This is a genomic window from Roseibium sp. R5 (genome assembly GCF_055755305.1).
This window is the reverse complement of the sequence record NZ_CM146910.1, coordinates 2,779,703-2,799,903: the sequence shown is the minus strand read 5'-3', so window position 1 is coordinate 2,799,903 and position 20,201 is coordinate 2,779,703. Positions and strand designations below refer to the sequence as shown.

Below are 20,201 nucleotides of genomic sequence, written 5' to 3'. Positions count from 1 at the left end.
GCCGGTAATTTCAACAGAGCAAGCGCTCAGTCCTGTTGAAATTCACCCGTTAATCCGCATTCCCTGCGATATCGTTACTTTTTGCCTTAATCAATTGGCCCGCCACGCTGCCCTTTTGCGCATTCTGAAGACGAAACCGATGACCTCTGCAACGGCCTTGAAGTGTTCTTCCGGCACTTCCTGTTCGATCTCAACGCTGGCATAAAGCGCGCGGGCGAGCGGCGGATTCTCGATGACCGGAACCTCGTGTTCCTTGGCCACGTCCCGGATCCGCAAGGCCAATGCATCCGTTCCCTTGGCTACACAGAGCGGCGCGCCCATCCCCTCTTCATACTGAAGGGCGACGGCATAGTGCGTCGGGTTGGTGACAACGACCGTCGCTGCCGGCACCGCAGACATCATGCGTTTGCGGGACCGCTCCATGCGCAATTGCCGGATCTTGCCTTTGACGTGCGGATCACCTTCCGTCTGCTTGAATTCTTCCTTGACCTCTTTGAGGCTCATCTTCTGTTTGTTGAACCATTTGTTCTTTTGGTAGACGAAATCCGCAGCGGCAACGACTGTCATCACGGCAAGGATTGCGGCCAGAACCTGAAGGATCAGAATGCGGGCTTCTTCCAGGATGATCATCTCATCTGCGAAGATCATGATTTCAGCTTCGTCCCGGTGCGGCCACAACACGGCCACCATGACCGCGCCAACGACCATGATCTTCACCATCCCCTTGGCGAAATTGACCAGGCTTTCGGAGGAAAACAGTCGCTTGAAGCCAGAAAGCGGAGAGACCTTGGAGAGTTTGGGCTTGATGGTCTCAGCAGTCAGCAATGGCTGATGCTGGATCAAATTGCCGAACACCGCCATGATCACCAGCGCCAGCAAAGGCAAACCCACAATCAGCGCTACCGATTGTCCGGTGTCCCGCCAAAGGGCTTTGAGCGCATAGCCATCAACCGGGATCTGGTGAGCGTGCTCTATGTAGCCCTTTAGCAAGTTTCCGAGCGACGCAGCCGCCCCCGGCGCCATGATGGCAATCATCAGGGTCGCGCCAGCAAGCGTGAACCAGGTGCTGACTTCTTGCGATTTCGGAACATCCCCTTTGTCATGCGCGTCTTTGAGACGTTTCTGCGTGGGGTCCTCAGTCTTTTCTGAGTCGTCGGTTTCGTCAGCCATAACGCACCGCTACCCCGCGATAAACTTGCCCAGAGCCTGCTGGACGTGCTCAAGATAGAACATCATCAGCGTGCTTATGAGCACCATGAGAAGGAAGAACCCGATCGCAATGTTCACAGGCATGGCGATGAAGAAGATCTGCATCTGCGGCATCAGTTTGTTCAACAAACCAAGGCCGAAATAAAAGACCAGACCAACGACAAGAAACGGTGCGCTCATCCGCACCGCTATCGAGAACACCATCGCCACTGTCTCGGCGAAATTCTCGGAAAAATCGCCAACCGGCGGCATGCTGCCAGGTGGGAATAACGTAAAACTGTCGTGAAGGGCAGCGATCACCAGATAATGCGTGTCTGTGGTGAAGATCAGCGTAATACCGACAAGGGCGAGAAAGTTTCCAAAAAGCGCGCCTTGCTGTCCTTCATTGGAGATGTCAGTGCCAAGCGCGAAGGCAAGGCCGGATTGGTTTGCCATGATCACGCCGGCAATCTGCACGGCAGACGTCACCAATTTTGCGCAAAGCCCGATGGCAACCCCGATCACAATTTCGCTGATCAAAAGGACACCGAGCTGTGCCGGGTTCGATACCAGATCCGCTGGGTAGAGCTGGGAGCCGACCGGGTAGAGCACCAAGGTCAGTGCCAAAGCGATGGTTAGGCGAAACCTGGTTGGGATCGAGCTTTCCCCAAGAGCTGGAAGCAGCATGATCATCGTGCCAAGACGCGCAAACATCAGCATGAATGCGGCAGCAACGTCTGGCAGGAAATCAAGCTCGATCGTCATCCCTCAGGCCTCAAACCGGACCAGTGGCGAGGATCATCTCGGCAATTTCACCCATAAACCCTTCCAGAACCTGGCTCATGAACGGAAGGGAAAGCAGAAGCGTCACAAAGATCGCGAGGATCTTTGGCACGAAGACAAGTGTCATTTCCTGGATTTGGGTCAAGGCTTGAAACAGGGCGATGATCACACCGACGAGCAAACCGATCACCATGGTTGGCCCGGCAATCAGGATCATCGCCCACACCGCAGACCGGGCCAGATCAAGCACTTCAGGACCGGTCATCACACCACCTCCGCGCTACAGCGCCTTCAAACAAGACCAAGACCAAGACCAGATCAGATCAGATCGGCATCCGCATGATTTCTTCATAAGCCGAAATCACACGGTCGCGGACCGCAACCATAGTTTCCAGTGTAACCTCAGCTTCGGCAACGGCCGTCACCACATCTACAACATCGGCCTTGCCTTCAATCAAGCCGACGGCCTTGGCGTCCGCCACCCGGCCCTGGTCAACGACATTTTCGACCGCGCTTTGCACCATTTGCCCAAAATCAACCTGCTCACGAACAGGTGTCGGATCTTCAATCGCTTTTGCCTGCTGCTGAAGCTGGGCCGCCATCTGGTAGGCATTGTTGGCAATGGACATTGTCGACATGGGTTACTTCCTTAATCCGGTTGCTTCAGGCGATGGCGCAAGTGCCCTCAGGCCCGCAGGATATCGATCGTCCGCTGCAGCATTTTGCGCGTGGTTTCGATGACGTTGAGGTTGGCTTCATAGGAGCGTTGGGCTTCCCGCATGTCGGCCGATTCAACCAAGGTGCTGACATTCGGCTGCAGCACATAGCCGTTTTCATCCGCCGCCGGATGCCCGGGCATATGGGTCGACTTGAAAGCAGACTTGTCTTCGACAATCCGTCCGAGCTCCACCTTGTCAGCGCCAAGTTGCTTGTCGAATTCGGACTGAAAGGTCGGAATTTTCCGCCGATACGGCTCTTCGTCCGGGGTCCGGGCGGTCGAATTTGCGTTGGCGATGTTTTCCGCAATCACCCGCATCCGTCCGTTCTGCGCTTTCAGGCCGGAAGCGGAGATGAACAGGGACTTCATCAGATCCATAGGATGTCACTCCTCATTGCATTGCCGTTCTGTTACGCGGTCTTCGAAAGTGCGGTACGGATCAACCCAAGCCCTTTTGTGTAAAGGGTCGTTGCTGCCTGAAAATCCATCTGGTTCTGCGTGATTTTCATCATCTGCTCTTCCAGGTTGACCGCATTGCCGCTGGGCGTGATCTCAAAACTGTCGCGGCGCTCGGCCTTGCCGCCGATACCCGATCCGATCATTCCGGATATGTGGGCAACGGAGGTGCGTTCCGTTGTCAGGCCGAAAGCCTCACGCCCTATGTGATCATCAAACGAGTAAGCTTTGACATCGCGCGCTTCGAATTCAGGCGTATCCGAGTTCGCAATGTTCTCAGCCAAGACCCCCTGGCGCGTTTGGTGCCATTGCATCTTGGATTTCAGCGCCTGGAACAGAGGCAAGTCCGTAAAAGCCATCCGATTCACTTTCTGTTAACCAACAGGCAAACATTGCCGATGAAATGGTTAACGAGTGGTTAACTATTCTTAACGTGGGCAGGTCCGGCGTTAATTTTTCGCCAAAGCCCCGCATGTTTTCCGTGCATTTCGCGAATTACCGCGCCCCGACCACAGGCAAATTCTGCCTAGCTCTGTTAACTTTGAGACTAAGAGAGATTCGAGACGGAGCATCAAGCGGCAGAAATTGCCAAGAGCAGCCAGAACAGGTGCGGCACTGATCGAAAACGGCAGGCAATTACAGCCGATTTGAATGAGCACGCCCCAACGCGGTGATGTTCGGAATTACTGGGGATAAACGCCACAAGCCGTCATCAGGAACACATTCAACAGTAAACGCTGTCTCCCGGTTTGGGCGCCAAGGGACGGCACGAGGTAAAGATGTACAACTGGATTCAAAACACATTTCAGGTCGGAGAAAGCGTGGCGCAGGGACTGGCGCTGATCATTTCTCTGGCGGTTGTTCTGGCCCTGTTTGGATTGTTCATATTCATTATCAAACGGCTGATGGGCGGCCGGATCACACAGTCGCGTGGGCGCCAACCACGCATCGGACTTATGGACAGTGCCGCGATAGACAATCGCCGCCGGCTTTTGCTGGTGCGCCGGGACAACATTGAGCATCTGATCCTTGTCGGCGGTCCGACAGATGTTGTGGTTGAGCAAAACATCATCCGCAACACGCCGCTCGCTGCCGGGCAAACCAGAACTAGCACACACCAGGCGGCAGCGCAGGCAGGGGGCATCAAGGCACCGCTCGCTCCTGGTCCTGATATTCCGCTGACACCGGAAGACAGCGCGGCTGCACAGCAACCTCATCAAGCCCCCGATCTGAAAGCGCCAGCGCAACCGGCACCATCAACGGCAGTGGTCACGGCATCTGTACCGGCGCCGGCCACACCGGTAGAGAGCGCGTCCAAAGCGCCGTCTACCTCTGCTCTCCCTCCGCGCCAAGTACCACAGCCCTCCTCGCCTGCGGCACCCGCGAAGCCACAGACCCTTGCCGGCAGCCCTCGCCCCTCCATGGGCTCAATCAGCCAAAACAAAAGCGCTCAGCCGGCAAGTCCTCGCCCCGCTGAACAAACAACAGCACCGAGTTCGGCAAATGCGCAGACGCCGCCGGTCACCGTTGCACCTGCAAGCCCGGTTTCGAATGACAAGGCACCGCCGCTCTCCGCTTCAACGGTCACCGCGACGAAACCAGAACCGGACAGTTCTGCCCCTGTTTTGTCTGCGACCAAGGACGAGGCCCCAAAACCGGCTTCCCGGCTCAGCAACTCTTTGAGTTCATTGGCGCGGCCGTTCTCTCCAAAGGACCGGCCGTCCTATGGGTCTGCAAAAATATCGCCGCCAGCTTCTGGTCCAGCAGCCCGGGCAAAAACGGCGTTGGTTACACCGGTCGAAACGGACAGCTCGCAAAAACGGGTTGAGCCTGTCCTGACCCCAAACACCAACACCACACCCCAATCTCAAGAAACTCTTCAAGGCTCAAACCAACAGGCAGAAAAACCGAAACTCGGTGCGGAAGCAGAACATGCAGTTGAACATGCGTCAGATCCGGAAAAGCCGAAAGACATCTCCTCTTCGGCAGAAAAGGCCGATCTGACAAATGCCATGGCCGAGAGCATTGAAAAGGAGTTGTTCGACGAGCCCGCCACGACCACAACCGGCACAGAACCACATAGGGTTGAGGCATCGGCATCAGAGCCAACTGAGGAAAAGCCAGCCGGCATCGTTGTCGAGACCAAAGAAACAGACGAGAAAAAAGACGCACACGACGTGAGCGAGCCGGACAAGACGGCCGCAGCTGCCGAAAACACCGGCGAAGACAAAAAAGAGATCGGTACGGGCAAGCAGACCCAGACCCAGCATGACCAAGGCATTGGAGACCGAAATCCGATCGAGGCAGAGATGGCTAAAATTCTGGATGAATTGGGTGGACAGCCGAAACAATGACGGGCCGCATTAGCCGCATCCACTGGCTTAAATACCTGACAGCAAGCCTGGTGTTTGCACTGGGTGCCATTGCACTCACCTTGCCGACGCAGGCGCAGGAAATCTCCGTTGGGTTCGGGGATGACGCGAACCTGACTGAGCGTGCGGTTCAACTCGTGATCCTTTTGACGGTGCTGTCTTTGGCGCCGTCCATCCTTGTGATGGTCACGAGCTTTACCCGGATCGTGGTGGTTCTGTCGCTCTTGCGGTCGGCGATCGGCCTGCAGACCGCACCGCCCAACATGGTGATGGTGAGCCTCGCCCTGTTCCTATCTGCCTTTATCATGATGCCGACGCTTCAAGCGGCCTATGACGCAGGTATCCAGCCCCTGATCGATGGCGATATCGAAATCGATCAGGCCTATGAACGGGCGTCCGAGCCGTTCCGGGACTTTATGCTGTCACAGGTGCGGGAAAAAGATCTGATGCTCTTTCAGGAACTGTCCGGCCGGGACGCTCCTGAAACACCGGAAGATCTCGAGATGGCGGTCCTCATTCCGGCCTTCATGATTTCCGAACTCAGGCGGGCGTTCGAGATCGGTTTCCTGCTTTATCTGCCATTCCTGATCATTGACCTTGTGATTGCCTCGGTCCTCATGTCGATGGGTATGATGATGTTGCCGCCAGTGGTGATCTCTCTACCCTTCAAACTGATTTTCTTTGTTCTAGTCGATGGCTGGAACCTAGTGGCGGGATCCCTGGTCAAGAGTTTCGGAGGCGGATAGCGGGTATTGCTGTGCAATGCCCAACCTCCAGATTCGCGCATACGCTACAATTCTGAGCGATCTTGTTTCACCGGAAACATTGGCTTGTGCTAATGGTCGCCAACCATTGGCGCAAAATGCCAAATCGTGGATGAGCCCCTGCACTTTTCTGATGCTGACAAGTAGAGAAAAATTAACACAGTATTTGAAATAATACCGATCATTGCAGAACGCCACTCCAAAAGAAGTTTGGTTTTTAGGTGCTCATAGAACAACTTGAACAACTCGCGCGCATCAAAGAACCTGAAGCTCGCTCAAAATTGATCCGGACCCTTGTGGGGGAATATGCGCGTTCGGAAGACCACGACCCTACGGAAAATGAGCGGGAACTCTTTTCCAGGATTGTGCTGTCCGTCTTCGATCAGCTGGACCGCAGCGCGCGCTATGAACTGGTTGTCCGTCTCGCCAAAACCAACCGGATCATTCCGGACCTTGCCGACCGTCTTGCCCAAGAAGATTTTGCCCTGTCCGAACCTGTCATCGAATGCTCCCCGGTGATCAGCCAGGACGCCCTGATGGCAATCGCCACCAAAGGCGGAAACGACAAGCGGGCGGTTATGGCACACCGGGACGATCTCAGCGAAGAGGTCACCGACAAGCTGATTGCCAGAAGTGCCCGGCCAGTGGTGCATGCGCTCCTGGAAAATCTCGACGCCCCCTTCTCCGTCCGCGGCGTGTTGGCGCTTTTGATCTTTGCAAACACGGAAGTTGAAGTGCTTGGCGGCCTTGCCCGGCGCGCCTTGCGCGACAGCGAGTTCCTGGAAACCCAGATGCAAATCCTGGAGACCAACTGTCCGATCTTTCCGGCGCCTCTAAAGCGCGCCATCGAGGAAGACACCTTGGAAAAGCTGGCCGCGCAGATCAACAACATCAAACGCGGCGAAGGCGACATCGAGATCGATGGGGTCATTTACTCCCGGCATGAAGCAAGCGTACAGATCGCCAATGGTGAGCTGTCCTTTGATGCAATCCTAAGAACCCTGTTCGAGGAACAAAGGCTGGATGCAGCGATCTGGTTGATCAGCCGCAAGATCAATCTCGCCGACGATGTGGTGTCAGACACGCTGAAGTCAGATGCGGACGGCGCAATCATGCGCTTGATGCTGCAGACCGGCATTCACGAGAAAACGTACCGTGATTTCCTGAAAGCGCGCTGCGAGTGGCTGGACCGAAGCACCCGGAGCATTCCGGAACTCGTCATGCGGTACAAGAAAGAACTCAAGAAGCCTCGGAATGCCGCCGCCACAGCAGCGGCCGCAGCAGCGTCGACCCTGGGCGCGACCGTCACGGCGCACTGAAGCGTCTCCCCCTTAGATGTTAAGTCAATTGGCAGCGGCTAGCTTCCGACGCTCTAACGCCTTGCGTTGCTCGCACAAAGAACAACGCACGCGCTACCAGGCGCGTTCCGCATTTAATCAATATAGATAGATATCAGGCCTTAACCCGCCGGTTCAGCTTCAACCGGTGGGCCTTCCGCGCGGTTGGAACTGCGGTCCGGGGACATGTACTGACGGCGGTACTCTTCCAGGAATGTTTCCAAGGAGTCGACGTCCGCCAATTGGCTGGCGACTTCAAGGAACTCGACACCCTGTGCCTGGATCGGCCGGGTGACCACTTCAAATGCCAAAGCTTCCGGACTGTCGGCCATCTTGGCCATATACTTGTTCTGCAAGCGCTCCAGGCTCAGCTGATCACCGGCGAGAGAATAAGCAATCCCGGCGCGCAGAATGTCCCGGCGCTCAAGTTCATCCAGGGGGATCTGGTCCGACCAGCGGGAGCCGTGCATGGCTTCAAGTTGATCACCGGCATCGCGCCAGCTTTCTGCGGCCCAGAACGTATCGGCCCGGAGCCGATCCACATCAGTTCCGCGCATGTTCCGAACAAGCTCCAGCGCCAGATCTGGACGGCCGCTTTCAGTGAGCGCCCGCGCTTCGACGATGTTGCGCTGACGTGTCAGCGTCGACGGAAGGCTGGCTTGGCGGGTCCGGTTCAAGACACGAAGCGCTTCTTCAGGCTTCCGGTCCATGAGATAGATCGCCCCAAGATCGGCGGCGATCTGGGCCCTAGCAGCTCCCTTCAACCGGTTATCGACCTGATGGCGCAGCAATTCGGTTGCTTGATCGAGAAGATCGACTTCGACAAGACGCTTGGCGAGAAGACGGACCATTTCATCGCCCTGGCGGCCGATCGGCGTCAATTCTCTAAAATCGTAATACAGCGCCAAAGCCTTGATCGGTGGCATCTCATCCGCTTTTCCATCCAGGAAAAGCGAATTGAACAACGCGTTCATTTCTTCCTGAAGCAGCCGCGTGGTGTCCGCGTCCGGTTCGGCCTGCACGGCAGATTTCATCGCCTCAAACGCTTCCCGGTACTGGCCTTGCTCCGCATAAAGCTGGGCCAGGAACCGAAGCGTTCTGAGTTCGATTTCGTCTCCGCGCCAGGAGGTCGAAAGGGCAGCGAGCTGATCGATCGCTTCGTCAATGGTCATCTCGCCATCACGGTAGCGGATGCGCAGCGCACGATATTCGGCTTCCGCCGCCCGCGGTCGGTCGTCCGACCGCGCAACCAGATCAAACACGGTTAAGGCTTCCTGGGAGCGGCCGGATGCATCGGCAACACGGCCGCGCAAGATGTCGTAACGTGCGGCTTGGGCCCGCGTGACTTCCGCAGGTTCGATCTCGGCAAGAATGCCGTTGGCGATCCCGAAATCATTGGCCTCAACCATCGCCTGAGCGGCAGCCAGTTTGAACTCGGTCTGGATCGACGTCGGATAGTTTCCGACCACCGCCCGGCCGCGTGGCATGGCAATCCGGGCCTGTGTCCAATTGCCAAGCTTTACATCGACGATTGTCTGCCAGACTGCTGCATCAGGACTGTTCTTCAAGTCAGGTCGGTGAAGATGCTCATACGCTTCCTCTGGCCGATCCGCCATGGCAAGCGCCGCACCCTTGACCAGGTTGAACGAGCTATCCTCGGCAAGGGCAAGGTTTTCTTCCAATGCGAGGTTTAACCAGCCCATCGCTTCCTGCGGAAACTGGTGTGCCAGGTAGAACCGGGCCAGAGCCATCAGGGGCTTGGCGCGTTTGCCTTCAGGTGTTTGTGCAAGATCTGATTGCAGTTCGTTCAAGCGGGACCGGAATGCGCCCGGCCCTGTTGTGCTCAAAGACACAAACTCGACAGTTCCATCGTCGTCCGGCTCGACAATCCGGCTGAGTGTTCCCGTGCCACCGCGAAGATGGCGATTGGACAGAGCAAGGCCACCGTCTTTCTCGATGATGACATCATCACCGAGGATCTTGATCTTCACACCATCAGAGCGCGTTGCAAGTGCGATGCCTTGCGCGGAACTCAAGGCTTCCAGATCGACGAAGTTTTGCGGCTTCAACAACCCGCGCGGTGGTCCGAACCCTGTCACCAGGGAAATCGTGTCGCCAACAAACGGGTCTGTGATGCTGCGAATATGTTGAGGATCTTGATAGAGAACCCGCAAAATGGAGCCGCCGTCACCGCGAACTGTCCGTTCCATCTTCAATGGAATGGAAGGCTCCAAAATCAAGTCCCCAATGACAAGGGACCAGGCATTGCCATCAGCGCCAACGGTCGCGAGAACCGGGTCATTCATGTCCAGGCGCAGGATCTGATAGTCCCCGTGTTGTTCGACATCGATGGTTTCAGCAGTTTCGGCAAGGGCGGAGACCATGCCACGCGTATCGATGGTTGCGTCCGTATCAAACACGAGCCAGATACTGTCATTCCGACGGAAAACTGCGCTCGACACCGGTTCTGAGAACGGGAACACAACCCGGACGGTGTTGCCGATCCGGCGGGCTTCTGCGGACACAAAGTTTCTGGCTTCCGCGCCAAAGTTTTCGGGCGGGCGCTCGGGCGACACACGCGGCGCCCCGACATCACGGCCACCGGTGGCGCGCCAAGTCTCGGGCGCCTGGACCTCGGTTTGCGGCAGCTGTATCCCGGCCGGAATGTCACTGCCCCCAAGGGTATTGTTCTGCCGGATTTGAACTGAACTGTTTGGCACGGCAGGACGATTGTTTTCGTCGAGTACCTCTGCCGGCTGCAAGGTCGGAATGGCGTTTCCAGGCTGCGGCGCTTCTGGCAGTGGATCCCCCGGTTGCTGCGTGGACAAATCCAGCATTGGGGCCGGTCGCGAGATTTGTTCTTCCAGAGGCGGAACGTCGCCGAGCGGCATGGCGCGTTGGCTTGCCTGAGCCAATTGGATTGGTCGCGGTACGTTCACATCAGACGTCCCGGTCGCATAAGAATCGCCGAACTCGCCGTCTTGGGGCCCAATCGAAGCGGTGATTTCACTGCCATCTGCTTCCGCAGACGGCTCGTTCCCATCAGCATCTGCCAGAACCACTGGATCTGCGGACACACTCTCAAGCGGAAAATTGGTTTCGCCAGGAGCTTCGTCTTCAGAAACGACTTGAACCGGGCCTTGCCCGGTCCTGTTGTTGGCTCTGTTTTCTGCGTTGGGAACTCCGGCAGTTCCAGGGGGTTTCTGCCGGGGCCCATCGCCTGCAACGCCAGCCGGCGGAGGCGCCTGAGCGATGGTAATTTCTTCTATCGGTGGTGCCTGAGCTGAATCATCGGTTGGCGCTGCCTGGCGGCCATTGTCCGAGGAACCCGACCCAACCCCTCCAAGTGGAACTGCTGTAAAACCTGGAGACTCATCCGCACGGGATTCTTTGAGCCGCCCACCACCGGAAGAAGACACGGCTGCCGGCGGCAAGCCGCGAGGGTTTCGGACCTCCCGCGTATCCCGCAGCCCAGGAGCCGTTATCATTTGCGAGCGATTTTCGTTATCAGCAACGGACAGTTCCTGATTTATAAGAGCATTCGCCGGATCATTCGGCTCCATGTTCTCCGGCGTAACATCGATCACATAGGTCTGCTCTTCGCGGAACGCCCGGATATCGACCGACGGTTCAACGCGCATCAAAAACTTCAGCTTGCCTTTGTCCAGGAACGACGTCGCATCAATCACACCGGGTGGCAGGTGTGTGCGCAGATGCGAGATGTCCAACTGGGCCGGATGATTGAATGTCAGCTTGATAATATCGTTTTCACGAACAAACGCGGTATCGAACTTGATGGACCAGTCGAACACCAACCGTGTGAACGTTGGATGCTCTCCGACATGCAACGTAACCTGCGGTCCTTCTTGCGCCTTCAAGCGCGCCTGCTCCAAAGCGCGCACTTTGCGCATCGCTTCTTCGGCGCGTTTCGCCAATTCCCGGACAACATCGTCTGGCAGTCCTGGCGGCAGACCGCTCCAGGTCATCGGCAGGATATCAATGAAGAGCTTTTCGCCGGCCTCAAGCGTGTTGATCTGGTATTGGGTTTTAAGAGCAAAGCGGATCGCGGCTCCATCCGGATCGCGCCGGGCGATGGTGACATAGTCGCTAAGGTCCAAAGGAACATCATCGACATTGACGTCAATCGGGTCCTGAAATGAGATCCTGAGCACGCCGCCCGTGATTACCGCGTCATACGTCGGCAGGAGGGTCCGGTCCTTGAATGTCAGAACAATACGGCCAAAGCCTTGCTCCTGAGAAACTTCCAGTTCAACCGGTTCCAGTGTGTCTGCACGAGATATGGACGCAGGAACAGTTAGCGAAACCAAAGCCGCAACGAGCAAGACGGCAACCTGCAGGCACGCAAAGGCTCTCCGTTCGCAGTAATCTGCGAATTTCATAAGAGCCAGCGATGTCTGAATTCGCCTTGGCAAGTTGTTTTGACCTCGTTTGCCGCCAACACTGTAGTGTAGTTATGTCTTGTTAACGCGCCCTTACGTCGCTTGCAGAGATCAGGCTATTTTTTGCTCAATTCGACGGAATCTTGGGTAGGATTCCACCGGTGGGCGCCTGGGCCTGAACAGGTTGCGCTTCCGGCTCTGGCGGCGTCGAAGATTGGCTGGCAATCGCCACCGTCAAACGTTCCGCGGCATCAGGTGACATGCGCGCCAAAATATCCGCCATTTTCCGCGGTTTCATTTGGCGTACGACCTTCAAAAGGATCGGCAGGCTGAGACGGTTGAAAATACGAGCCGCGTCTTTCGGCTTCATGTTTTCGTACATGGTCACAAGACCAGCGATCTCGTTCTCTTCCTGCTGCTTTTTTTCCTCAACCGCAGCACCGATGCGGGCCTCGAGTTGTTTGAGTTCTTCAACTCGCTGCTCGATCCGTTCTTCGGTCGCCTGAAGTAGGCGTTCCCGCAGATCCAACTGACCTTCCTGCTTCTGCAGATTTTCCCGACGTTTCCCGAGGCTTTCCAAAACAGCGCGCTCAGCCGCAGATCCGCCGATTTCCAAGCTGTCCGGAAGCACCGGCTGGGCAGGCGGAGGCACGGCTCCGGGAGCTTGCGCCGCCGGATCAGCAGAGGCTGGTGGCGCTTCACCGCCATCCGCCGCGGGTTCAGTCGTTTCTTGTGCAATCGCACCATTGATTGGCAGGCTGCCGGTTTCAGGACCCACGGCGAGTCCCAAAAGCTTCAACCCGAACAGCGCGCTCGCAGCGACACCCAACAATGGCAACAATCTCAAGTTCATGCAGCAGCGCCCTTACGCTTGTTTCGAAACTGCTCCAACCGCGCCGTCGCTTCCTCAGCCGCACTGCGGATATCCGAGGCCCTGCTTGCGCGTCTACGCTCCGGCTCGACAGCCGGCGCACTTTGCGGAGCTGCAGATTCAACAGCTCCGTACCCCGCAGGTTGCGGCACCGGAGCATTTTGCGGCTGCACCGGGTACGGGTCCGCTGCCGGAACAGGTTCTCGTTGCGGAGCCGACGACTTCGCGGCCCCTGCAATCTGAGATATCCGCGTAAACACTTTATCACCTTCGCGGATCTGGTCAGCCAAGGCGTTCGACATGGTTTCTGATTCCTTAAGACGCTTGCCAAGCGACTTGTCTGCCTCGGCTGCGGTCGTCTTCAAACCAAGGATTGCCCGCTCGGCAATTTCCGTCGCCGTCATCAATTCGGAAATGGTTGCACGCAGAGTCTGCTCATCGGCTCTCAAGCGCTGCAAACGGCGGTTCAGGATCCAGCAGTAAGCGATCGTAATGACCAGCAGAACGGCAACAAGAGCCTCAATAATCAATCCGATTGGCAAGGATGTCATGGTTGCTCCATTTCACTCTGCATGGCCCGCTCGAACGCCGCCAATGTCATTTTCGGTTTGCGCAGGTTCCGCGCGATACGGATGGCAATAGAGTCTTCCGTTTTGCCAAGCGTCCCTTCAGTCAGCGGAATATTTCCGCATTTCACCAGCACTGGATCCGTCGGCGAAACGTCGAAGACCAAGGTCTGCCCCACATCCAGACTGAGTACCCGTCCGAGCGGCAGGTAGGTCTCATAAAGAACCGCATCGACTTCAATCTCTGCCGCATGGATTTCTGTCGCCAAGTGGCCTTCCCAGATCGGATCACGGCCGAATTTTTCACCCATGAACATCTGGAGCAGCAGATCACGGATCGGCTCCAGAGTTGCGTAGGGCATCATGATTTCAACGGTCCCGCCGCGATCCTCCATGTCGATACGCAATTCGACGAGGATCGCCGCGTTCGCCGGCCGGGAGATCGCAGCAAAGCGTGGGTTGGTTTCCAGACGCTCCAGATTGAAATGGACCGGCGACAGCGGTGCGAAGGCCTGTTCTGCATCCTGAAGGATCAGCGATACCATCTGCTGAACAAGGTTCGTTTCGATGGTCGTATAAGGACGCCCTTCCACGCGGGCCGCCGTGGTGCCCCGGCCGCCGCCGAGCAAGACGTCAATGATCGAATAAATGAGGCTTGATTCAACGGTGATCAGGCCAAATCCGTCCCACTCTTCCGCCTTGAAGACACCGAGGATCGCCGGCAGCGGGATGGAATTCAGATAATCGCCAAAACGTACGGAACTGATGGAGTCCAGCGACACCTCAACGTTATCGGACGTGAAGTTGCGCAAGGACGTCGTGGTCAATCGCACGAGACGGTCGAACACGATTTCGAGCATCGGCAAACGCTCGTAGGACACCATTGCCGAGTTGATCAGCGCGCGAATTCCGCTCTGATCACCAGCAATCGTGTCCTCGATGTTGAACCCGAGGAGGTTGTCGATCTCTTCCTGGTTGAGAACGCGATCGGCGCCGCGGGTGGCGTTTTCCAGATCCGGCTCGCTGTCGTCGATCATGGCCGCCCATTGCGCAGCCATATCGTCCGAGCTGCCAGCGCCCTGCTCCTCTAGAGCAGCACCCCAGGCCGCAGCCAGATCTTCATCGTCATCGCCACCTGCGCCCTGCTCCGCTAGAGCAGCACCCCACGCATCAGCCATGTCCTCTTCGGACAGATCATCATCGTCGTCGGCGTTTGCCATTCACACCATCACTGAACAAGGATTTCCTTGAACAGCACCCCTTCCACTTTTGCCGGATAGACCGACAAGTTGATCCGCCTGAGCAATTCTTCCTTCAAGCGGAACAGGCCGGCAGACCCTTCCAGGTCTGCGGGACGAAGCTCGCGCAAATAGATCTGAAACGCATCGAGGATGCGCGGCAGATACGGTTGGATCTGATCGATCATTGCGCGGTTTTCGACCTCCAGAGCGATGCGGACCTTCAGGTAGGTCGTGCGGCCCTCGGTCGCCAAATTCACAGTCATTTCCGGAAGGTCATAAAAGACCACCGGTCTTTGCACTTCCTGCGGCGCCGCATCTTCACCTGGCGCAGGCGCCGGCATGCTGTCGCCCATGAACAAGAAGTAGTAAGCCCCGCCTCCAACGGCGAGCAGGACCACAAGCCCAATCGCCCCAAAGAGAATGAGTTTCTTCTTACCGCCACCACCGGCGGCATCTTCCTCACCATCTTCTTCGGCTGCGGCATTCTCGTCGGTCATGCTGCCCTCCGCACATGCGCGAGCGCTCGCGCGCGCTCTAAAAATTACTAAAGTGTTAAAGGTTAACGAATGGTTACCAGTCCACTTCAGCGAGTCACCGGGCAAAAATTGCCAACTAGTTAACTTCTGCCGGAATCTCTTGCCGGACGCACCACCCACTCACGGGTTTTGCCCAGTTTTCCCAAGGATTTAAAAACTGGCACGGCTCCTGCATTAACCTTAACGGGCGCCGACGTCTGGGGAGGCTGAAGCGCTCATCGGGGAGCAAAGGAACCGTTCATTATGGAGAACGTACATCTCATAGGCCTGTCCCGGCAGTCCGCTTTGCGGAATCAGCTTGATGTGGTCGCCAACAACATGGCGAACATCAACACGACAGGTTTTAAGTCGCAGCGGCTGCTCTTTGAAGAGTATTTGATGCCGGTTGCCGAAGCGACAGAATTCGAAACACCGGACGAAACGCTGTCCTATGTTCTGGACTATCAGTCCATCACGGACTTCGACACCGGCGCATTCAAGATGACCGGGAACGATCTGGACCTGGCGATCGAAGGCGAAGGCTTTTTCGTCGTCCAGATGGGTGACGGTACCGAAGCCTACACACGCGATGGTGCGTTTGTGATCGATCAGAACGGTCAACTCGTCACATCCGATGGACGCCCGGTCTTAACCACAGGCGGCCCGATCACTTTCTCGACCGAAGATGGATCTGTTGAGATCGCCAAAGACGGCACGATTTCAACGGAACTTGGAATTCGCGGTGTCATCCGCGTGGCGTCCTTTGAAGATCCGCAGGAACTCGAGAAACAGGGTGACAACCTGTACCGGGGCGAAAACCCGGGCATCCCGCAGCGGTTCAATGTCGTTCAGGGCGCCCTCGAACGCTCCAATGTCGAAGGTGTTTACCAGGTGACCCAGATGATCGAAGTCACCCGGGCCTACGAATCCATCACCAAGATGCTCAAGGACGTGAATGATCTTCGCCAACAGGCGATCCAGGTCCTTGGAAAACTTGAAGCCTAAGCGCCTTAAGGAGAACGCAACATGAGAGCTCTCTACACCGCCGCGACCGGTATGAAGGCGCAGGAATACAACGTTGAAGTCATTTCGAACAACGTCGCCAACATGCGGACCACGGGCTACAAGAAACAGCGGGCCGATTTTCAGGACCTTCTGTACCAAAACCTGCGCCGCATGGGCACGGAAACCTCCGATGCAGGCACGATCGTTCCAACAGGCATTCAAATCGGCACCGGTGTGAAACTGGCATCAACTGGCCGAGTCATGTCTCAAGGATCAATGGAGAACACTGGCAAGGAACTGGACATTGCCATCCGTGGGGAAGGCTTCTTTCAGATCCAGCTCCCGGACGGAACTACCGGATATACACGCGATGGTTCTTTCGAGCGGGATCAAAACGGACAGCTGGTGACCATTGATGGCTACCAACTTGATCCAAATATCACCATTCCGGAAAACACGCGCGATCTAACAATCGCTCCGTCAGGGAAGGTCCAGGGTGTTGACGAAGCCGGAGCCACTGTTGACCTCGGACAGATCCAGCTGGCCCGCTTCGTCAACAAAGCCGGTCTTGAAGCGATCGGGGACAACCTGTTCCTTGAAACAGATGCCAGTGGCGCGCCGCAGACCAGCAATCCCAATGAGGACGGTTACGGCAGTACTCAGCAGTTTTTTCTGGAAATGGCCAACGTGGATGCGGTGACCGAAATCGCCGATCTGATCTCGGCCCAGCGCGCCTATGAGATGAATTCGAAAGTCATCCAGGCAGCCGACCAGATGTACTCGACCACCACTCAGATCCGCTAACGAGAAAGGCTTAAGTCGATGAAGACCTTAATGATAGCCGCTCTTAGCCTGGCAATGGCAGCACTGGCCAGTTTTGGTGCAGCAGCCAATGAGCGCCCGGTTCTACGGTCCCAGGTCATGACCTTGTCGGACATTGTGACAGTCGGGGACTTCTACTCCAACGCCGGAGATGTGGCACAAGTGCCGCTGTTCCGGTCCCCTGACATGGGAACCTCCGGCAATGTCCCGGCAACCACCGTTGCACAACGCGCCCGGGATGCCGGCCTCGTTACAGCCGGTACGGACGGCCTGCGCACAGTCGTCGTTCACCGCGGCGCAACACGGCTCAACCGCCATCAGCTGGAAAACCTTATTCGCAACGATCTGGCAAAGCTTGAAGCGGGCATTGATCCTGAAGGGCTCGAAATCACCCTTCTGCAGGCCCCTGACCAGATCCTGGCAGACCCAAAGGCTGTGGATCCGGTCCGTATCGACAGGATCAACTGGAGCCGAAACAACGGACATTTCACAGTGTTCGCAACCATTGCAGTCGAACACGGCACACGCCCTTTGACCGTCACCGGCACCGCTGTTGAGATGATTGACGTTCTTGTGCTCGGCCAGCCGTTGAAGCGCGGCGACATCGTTCAGGAGGGAGACTTCACAACGATCCGCCTGCCGCGTTTGAAGGTGAACACCGCAGCGCTCCAGGACGGCGCGAACATTGTCGGCAAGGCGGCTCGAGTGAACCTGCGCCCGAGCCAACCATTGTCGCACAAGGATTTTGAATATCCGGTTCTGGTCGAACGCGGCGACAAGGTCACAGTCACCTACAATCTCGGCGCTATGAACCTCACCTCCCGGGCGAAAGCCCTGACCAACGGCGCCAAAGGCGACGTGATTGATGTCATGAATCTCCAGTCCCGGCGTGTCGTACCTGCGACCGTGACTTCCCGCGGCCAAGTAGTTGTTCATGCCGCTCATGCAGTTGTTGCAAGCCTGAACCACGAGGCCAATTAATGTCTATCTCTCGCAACATATCCCTGTTGGGCAGCATCGCCCTCGCAGCACTTGCTGCAGGATGCGGCTCCGCAGACCGGCTGGCGAATGTCGGCCAGCAGCCCGCCCTGAACGCCATTCAGGACCCGACAACAACTCCCGGATACAGGCCGGTTCAAATGCCGATGCCGGACCCGGTTCAGGCGCACTACAATCCGAACTCCCTCTGGCAGTCAGGCAGCCGAGCTTTCTTCAAGGATCAGCGCGCAAGCCAGGTCGGTGATATCTTGACCGTGGTGGTCTCCATCGATGAAAAAGCAGAGATCGAAAACGACACAGCCAGAAGCCGTACCGAAACCAACGGTGCGGGCGTTGGCGGTGCGCTTGGAACTGCAATCGACACTATCTTCCTGCCGGCAGGCACTTCTGCCAGTGACCTTGGAAACGTAAACAGCAGCTCGACTTTCGCCGGCGCAGGCGAAGTGGACCGTGAGGAAGAACTGCGCACAACTGTTGCTGCTGTCGTGACCCAGGTTCTGCCGAACGGCAATCTGGTCATTGAAGGGCGTCAGGAAATTAGGGTCAACTTCGAAGTCAGAGAGTTGATTGTGGCCGGTATTGTCCGTCCGGAAGACATCACCTCCAACAACACGATTGCCAGCCAGCAGATTGCGGAAGCCCGCATCGGTTACGGCGGACGTGGCCAGATCACCGATGTTCAGCAGCCGCGCTACGGCAATCAGGTTCTGGATATCCTCCTGCCGTTCTAAATCGGCAAAATCACACACCAGCTCCCCCGGCTGCGGCAGGCAAGTCAGACGTGAAAGGCCCGCTGCAGCTGAACCGGGCACGGCATCTCGCTCCCCGAGTGCCGTGCCCGATTTCTTTTGATCCCAACGATCACCAACATCCAATCAGACATAAAAAAACCTCCCCGTCTCCGGGAAGGTCTTCAAGTCAAATTGGCTTGCGAATTCAGCAAACCGGCCGTTACTGGAAATCAGTCGTCGCGGTACACCTTTTCACGGCGTTCGTGCGCTTCCTGAGCCTCAATCGACAACGTCGCTATTGGCCGTGCCTCGAGCCTGCGCAGAGCAATCGGCTCTCCCGTCTCTTCACAATATCCGTAACTGCCATCCGCAATCCGCTCCAGGGCGGCATCGATTTTTGAAATCAACTTGCGTTGGCGATCACGTGCGCGCAGCTCGATAGAACGATCCGTCTCCGAAGATGCGCGGTCTGCCAAGTCAGGGTGGTTCTGGCTTTCCTCCTGAAGGGTCGCGAGTGTTTCAGCGCTTTCTTTCAGGATCTCATCTTTCCAGGCAAGCAGCTTGTTTTTGAAGTATTCCCGCTGCCTATCATTCATGAACGGCTCGTCTTCCGAGGGTCGGTATTCAGACTCAATATCAACCGTCATCTACAACTCCGGTTTACCGTTATGACGGGCGCAATATATAGGCGGTTCGTCCCGGGGACAACGGTTCATTTGGTAAAATTAGCGTCATAAATTCTGCAATTAATTCAATTTGTTGCGTAAATTTTAGCCAATATCTCGGCTCAGTTTCAACGCCCTTGGGCACGCTCAATCAGGGAATCGGCCGAGCTTTGCGAGCTCCACTTTGACCCTAAGTTCGATCTCTTCCAGCACCCTGTCGACCTCCTGGTCGCCGCTGGATTGGCGCTTTGAAACTGTCAGCGAAAGCTGCTCCAACCTATCTTCGGAAACATGGCCTGCCAAAAGATCCGCCCGGATCATTTCCAGGCTGTCCAACAGTGTATGCCCGTGACGCGCTGCTTTCTTGCGCCGCTCGGTCCGTTCATCCACTTCCTGCAGAGCTAGAAGCGCGTCGATGCCCTGAATACCAGCTCCACCTGCTGTGGCCTGCGTTGCCGGTTGCTCAGCGGCTCCACCAAGGTCCGGCGCAAAATCGCTGCCTGAACTGCTGCTCTTCTTTGCGCCGCGCCCCTGAACTCCGGTTAACGGTTTGCTCCCGGTTATACGCATTGCTCTTTCCTAATGTTCTGAACGGCTGGTCAACACCAAGTTGCTCCATGGCCTGACAGAATCTGCCTTGAAGGGTAAATGAGTCCGGGCAAGCAAGGCAATATTTGCCGGGCATCTATTGTTAATCATTAACTCTATTCGCCACATTTGCGTGGATATACTCGCCATTCTTCGACAAACGGCGCAGAATCCAGCCAC

At 56.5% G+C, this 20,201-nt stretch carries 20 protein-coding genes; 7 read left to right on the top strand and 13 right to left on the bottom strand.

The window, feature by feature from the left end; all coding sequences use genetic code 11:
* Window positions 1-90: 90 nt before the first annotated feature.
* Genes flhB through flgB form a run of 6 tightly spaced genes read right to left on the bottom strand, consistent with a single transcriptional unit; the run spans window position 91 to window position 3,504 of the window.
* Window positions 91-1,170, bottom strand: a complete 1,080-nt coding sequence (gene flhB / locus AC0J4F_RS13025) for a flagellar biosynthesis protein FlhB (RefSeq protein ID WP_473023672.1) — start codon at window positions 1,168-1,170, stop codon at window positions 91-93.
* Window positions 1,171-1,179: 9 nt separating this feature from the next.
* Window positions 1,180-1,953, bottom strand: coding sequence for a flagellar biosynthetic protein FliR (gene fliR / locus AC0J4F_RS13020; RefSeq protein ID WP_133946586.1), 774 nt, complete (start codon window positions 1,951-1,953; stop codon window positions 1,180-1,182).
* Between the two features lie 10 nt (window positions 1,954-1,963).
* On the bottom strand, window positions 1,964-2,236 hold the full coding sequence (gene fliQ, locus AC0J4F_RS13015) for a flagellar biosynthesis protein FliQ (protein ID WP_133946584.1): 273 nt from the start codon (window positions 2,234-2,236) through the stop codon (window positions 1,964-1,966).
* A 58-nt stretch (window positions 2,237-2,294) separates the two neighbouring features.
* Window positions 2,295-2,609, bottom strand: a complete 315-nt coding sequence (fliE, locus tag AC0J4F_RS13010; protein WP_133946581.1) for a flagellar hook-basal body complex protein FliE — start codon at window positions 2,607-2,609, stop codon at window positions 2,295-2,297.
* 47 nt (window positions 2,610-2,656) lie between these two features.
* Window positions 2,657-3,067, bottom strand: coding sequence for a flagellar basal body rod protein FlgC (gene flgC / locus AC0J4F_RS13005; protein ID WP_008193086.1), 411 nt, complete (start codon window positions 3,065-3,067; stop codon window positions 2,657-2,659).
* Between the two features lie 32 nt (window positions 3,068-3,099).
* On the bottom strand, window positions 3,100-3,504 hold the full coding sequence (flgB, locus tag AC0J4F_RS13000) for a flagellar basal body rod protein FlgB (RefSeq protein ID WP_133946579.1): 405 nt from the start codon (window positions 3,502-3,504) through the stop codon (window positions 3,100-3,102).
* Between the two features lie 420 nt (window positions 3,505-3,924).
* On the opposite strand from flgB, the gene AC0J4F_RS12995 reads away from it, so the two are divergent.
* The 3 genes from AC0J4F_RS12995 to AC0J4F_RS12985 all read left to right on the top strand — a co-directional run bounded on the left by AC0J4F_RS12995 (window position 3,925) and on the right by AC0J4F_RS12985 (window position 7,600).
* Window positions 3,925-5,499: a hypothetical protein gene (locus AC0J4F_RS12995; RefSeq protein WP_473023671.1), complete on the top strand. Its 1,575-nt coding sequence runs from the start codon at window positions 3,925-3,927 to the stop codon at window positions 5,497-5,499.
* Complete coding sequence (gene fliP / locus AC0J4F_RS12990; RefSeq protein ID WP_133946575.1) at window positions 5,496-6,263, top strand: flagellar type III secretion system pore protein FliP; 768 nt, start codon at window positions 5,496-5,498, stop codon at window positions 6,261-6,263. The genes AC0J4F_RS12995 and fliP overlap by 4 nt, the downstream gene beginning before the upstream one ends.
* 239 nt (window positions 6,264-6,502) lie before the next feature.
* Window positions 6,503-7,600, top strand: coding sequence for a DUF2336 domain-containing protein (locus tag AC0J4F_RS12985; RefSeq protein ID WP_473023670.1), 1,098 nt, complete (start codon window positions 6,503-6,505; stop codon window positions 7,598-7,600).
* A gap of 140 nt (window positions 7,601-7,740) precedes the next feature.
* Here the strand turns inward: AC0J4F_RS12985 and AC0J4F_RS12980 are convergent, their stop codons facing one another.
* From AC0J4F_RS12980 to AC0J4F_RS12960, 5 genes are all read right to left on the bottom strand, one after another.
* Window positions 7,741-12,018 (bottom strand): tetratricopeptide repeat protein, encoded by a 4,278-nt coding sequence (locus AC0J4F_RS12980; RefSeq protein WP_473023669.1) that lies wholly within the window; start codon window positions 12,016-12,018, stop codon window positions 7,741-7,743.
* A gap of 127 nt (window positions 12,019-12,145) precedes the next feature.
* Window positions 12,146-12,871, bottom strand: a complete 726-nt coding sequence (locus AC0J4F_RS12975; protein WP_166672613.1) for a MotE family protein — start codon at window positions 12,869-12,871, stop codon at window positions 12,146-12,148.
* Window positions 12,868-13,440 (bottom strand): DUF6468 domain-containing protein, encoded by a 573-nt coding sequence (locus AC0J4F_RS12970; protein ID WP_133946568.1) that lies wholly within the window; start codon window positions 13,438-13,440, stop codon window positions 12,868-12,870. Before AC0J4F_RS12970 ends, AC0J4F_RS12975 begins: the two co-directional genes overlap by 4 nt.
* Window positions 13,437-14,675 carry a flagellar motor switch protein FliM gene (fliM, locus tag AC0J4F_RS12965; protein ID WP_133946566.1) on the bottom strand — a complete coding sequence of 413 codons (1,239 nt, stop codon included), beginning with the start codon at window positions 14,673-14,675 and terminating at the stop codon, window positions 13,437-13,439. The genes AC0J4F_RS12970 and fliM overlap by 4 nt, the downstream gene beginning before the upstream one ends.
* Window positions 14,676-14,683: 8 nt before the next feature.
* Window positions 14,684-15,193, bottom strand: coding sequence for a flagellar basal body-associated FliL family protein (locus AC0J4F_RS12960; protein WP_133946564.1), 510 nt, complete (start codon window positions 15,191-15,193; stop codon window positions 14,684-14,686).
* A gap of 282 nt (window positions 15,194-15,475) precedes the next feature.
* Between AC0J4F_RS12960 and flgF the strand changes: the two genes are divergently transcribed.
* The 4 genes from flgF to flgH are packed head-to-tail and all read left to right on the top strand — an operon-like array spanning window position 15,476 to window position 18,768.
* A complete protein-coding gene (flgF, locus tag AC0J4F_RS12955; protein ID WP_133946562.1) occupies window positions 15,476-16,216 on the top strand; it encodes a flagellar basal-body rod protein FlgF in 741 nt (246 codons plus the stop codon).
* A gap of 21 nt (window positions 16,217-16,237) precedes the next feature.
* A complete protein-coding gene (gene flgG / locus AC0J4F_RS12950) occupies window positions 16,238-17,020 on the top strand; it encodes a flagellar basal-body rod protein FlgG (RefSeq protein ID WP_133946560.1) in 783 nt (260 codons plus the stop codon).
* Between the two features lie 30 nt (window positions 17,021-17,050).
* Window positions 17,051-18,019 carry a flagellar basal body P-ring formation chaperone FlgA gene (gene flgA / locus AC0J4F_RS12945; protein WP_209002128.1) on the top strand — a complete coding sequence of 323 codons (969 nt, stop codon included), beginning with the start codon at window positions 17,051-17,053 and terminating at the stop codon, window positions 18,017-18,019.
* Window positions 18,019-18,768, top strand: coding sequence for a flagellar basal body L-ring protein FlgH (flgH, locus tag AC0J4F_RS12940; protein WP_008190897.1), 750 nt, complete (start codon window positions 18,019-18,021; stop codon window positions 18,766-18,768). Before flgA ends, flgH begins: the two co-directional genes overlap by 1 nt.
* 230 nt (window positions 18,769-18,998) lie before the next feature.
* Here the strand turns inward: flgH and dksA are convergent, their stop codons facing one another.
* Complete coding sequence (gene dksA, locus AC0J4F_RS12935) at window positions 18,999-19,415, bottom strand: RNA polymerase-binding protein DksA (protein WP_133946556.1); 417 nt, start codon at window positions 19,413-19,415, stop codon at window positions 18,999-19,001.
* Between the two features lie 165 nt (window positions 19,416-19,580).
* Entirely contained in the window at window positions 19,581-20,003 is a 423-nt protein-coding gene (locus AC0J4F_RS12930) for a flagellar assembly protein FliX (protein WP_133946553.1), read from the bottom strand.
* Window positions 20,004-20,201 lie beyond the last annotated feature (198 nt).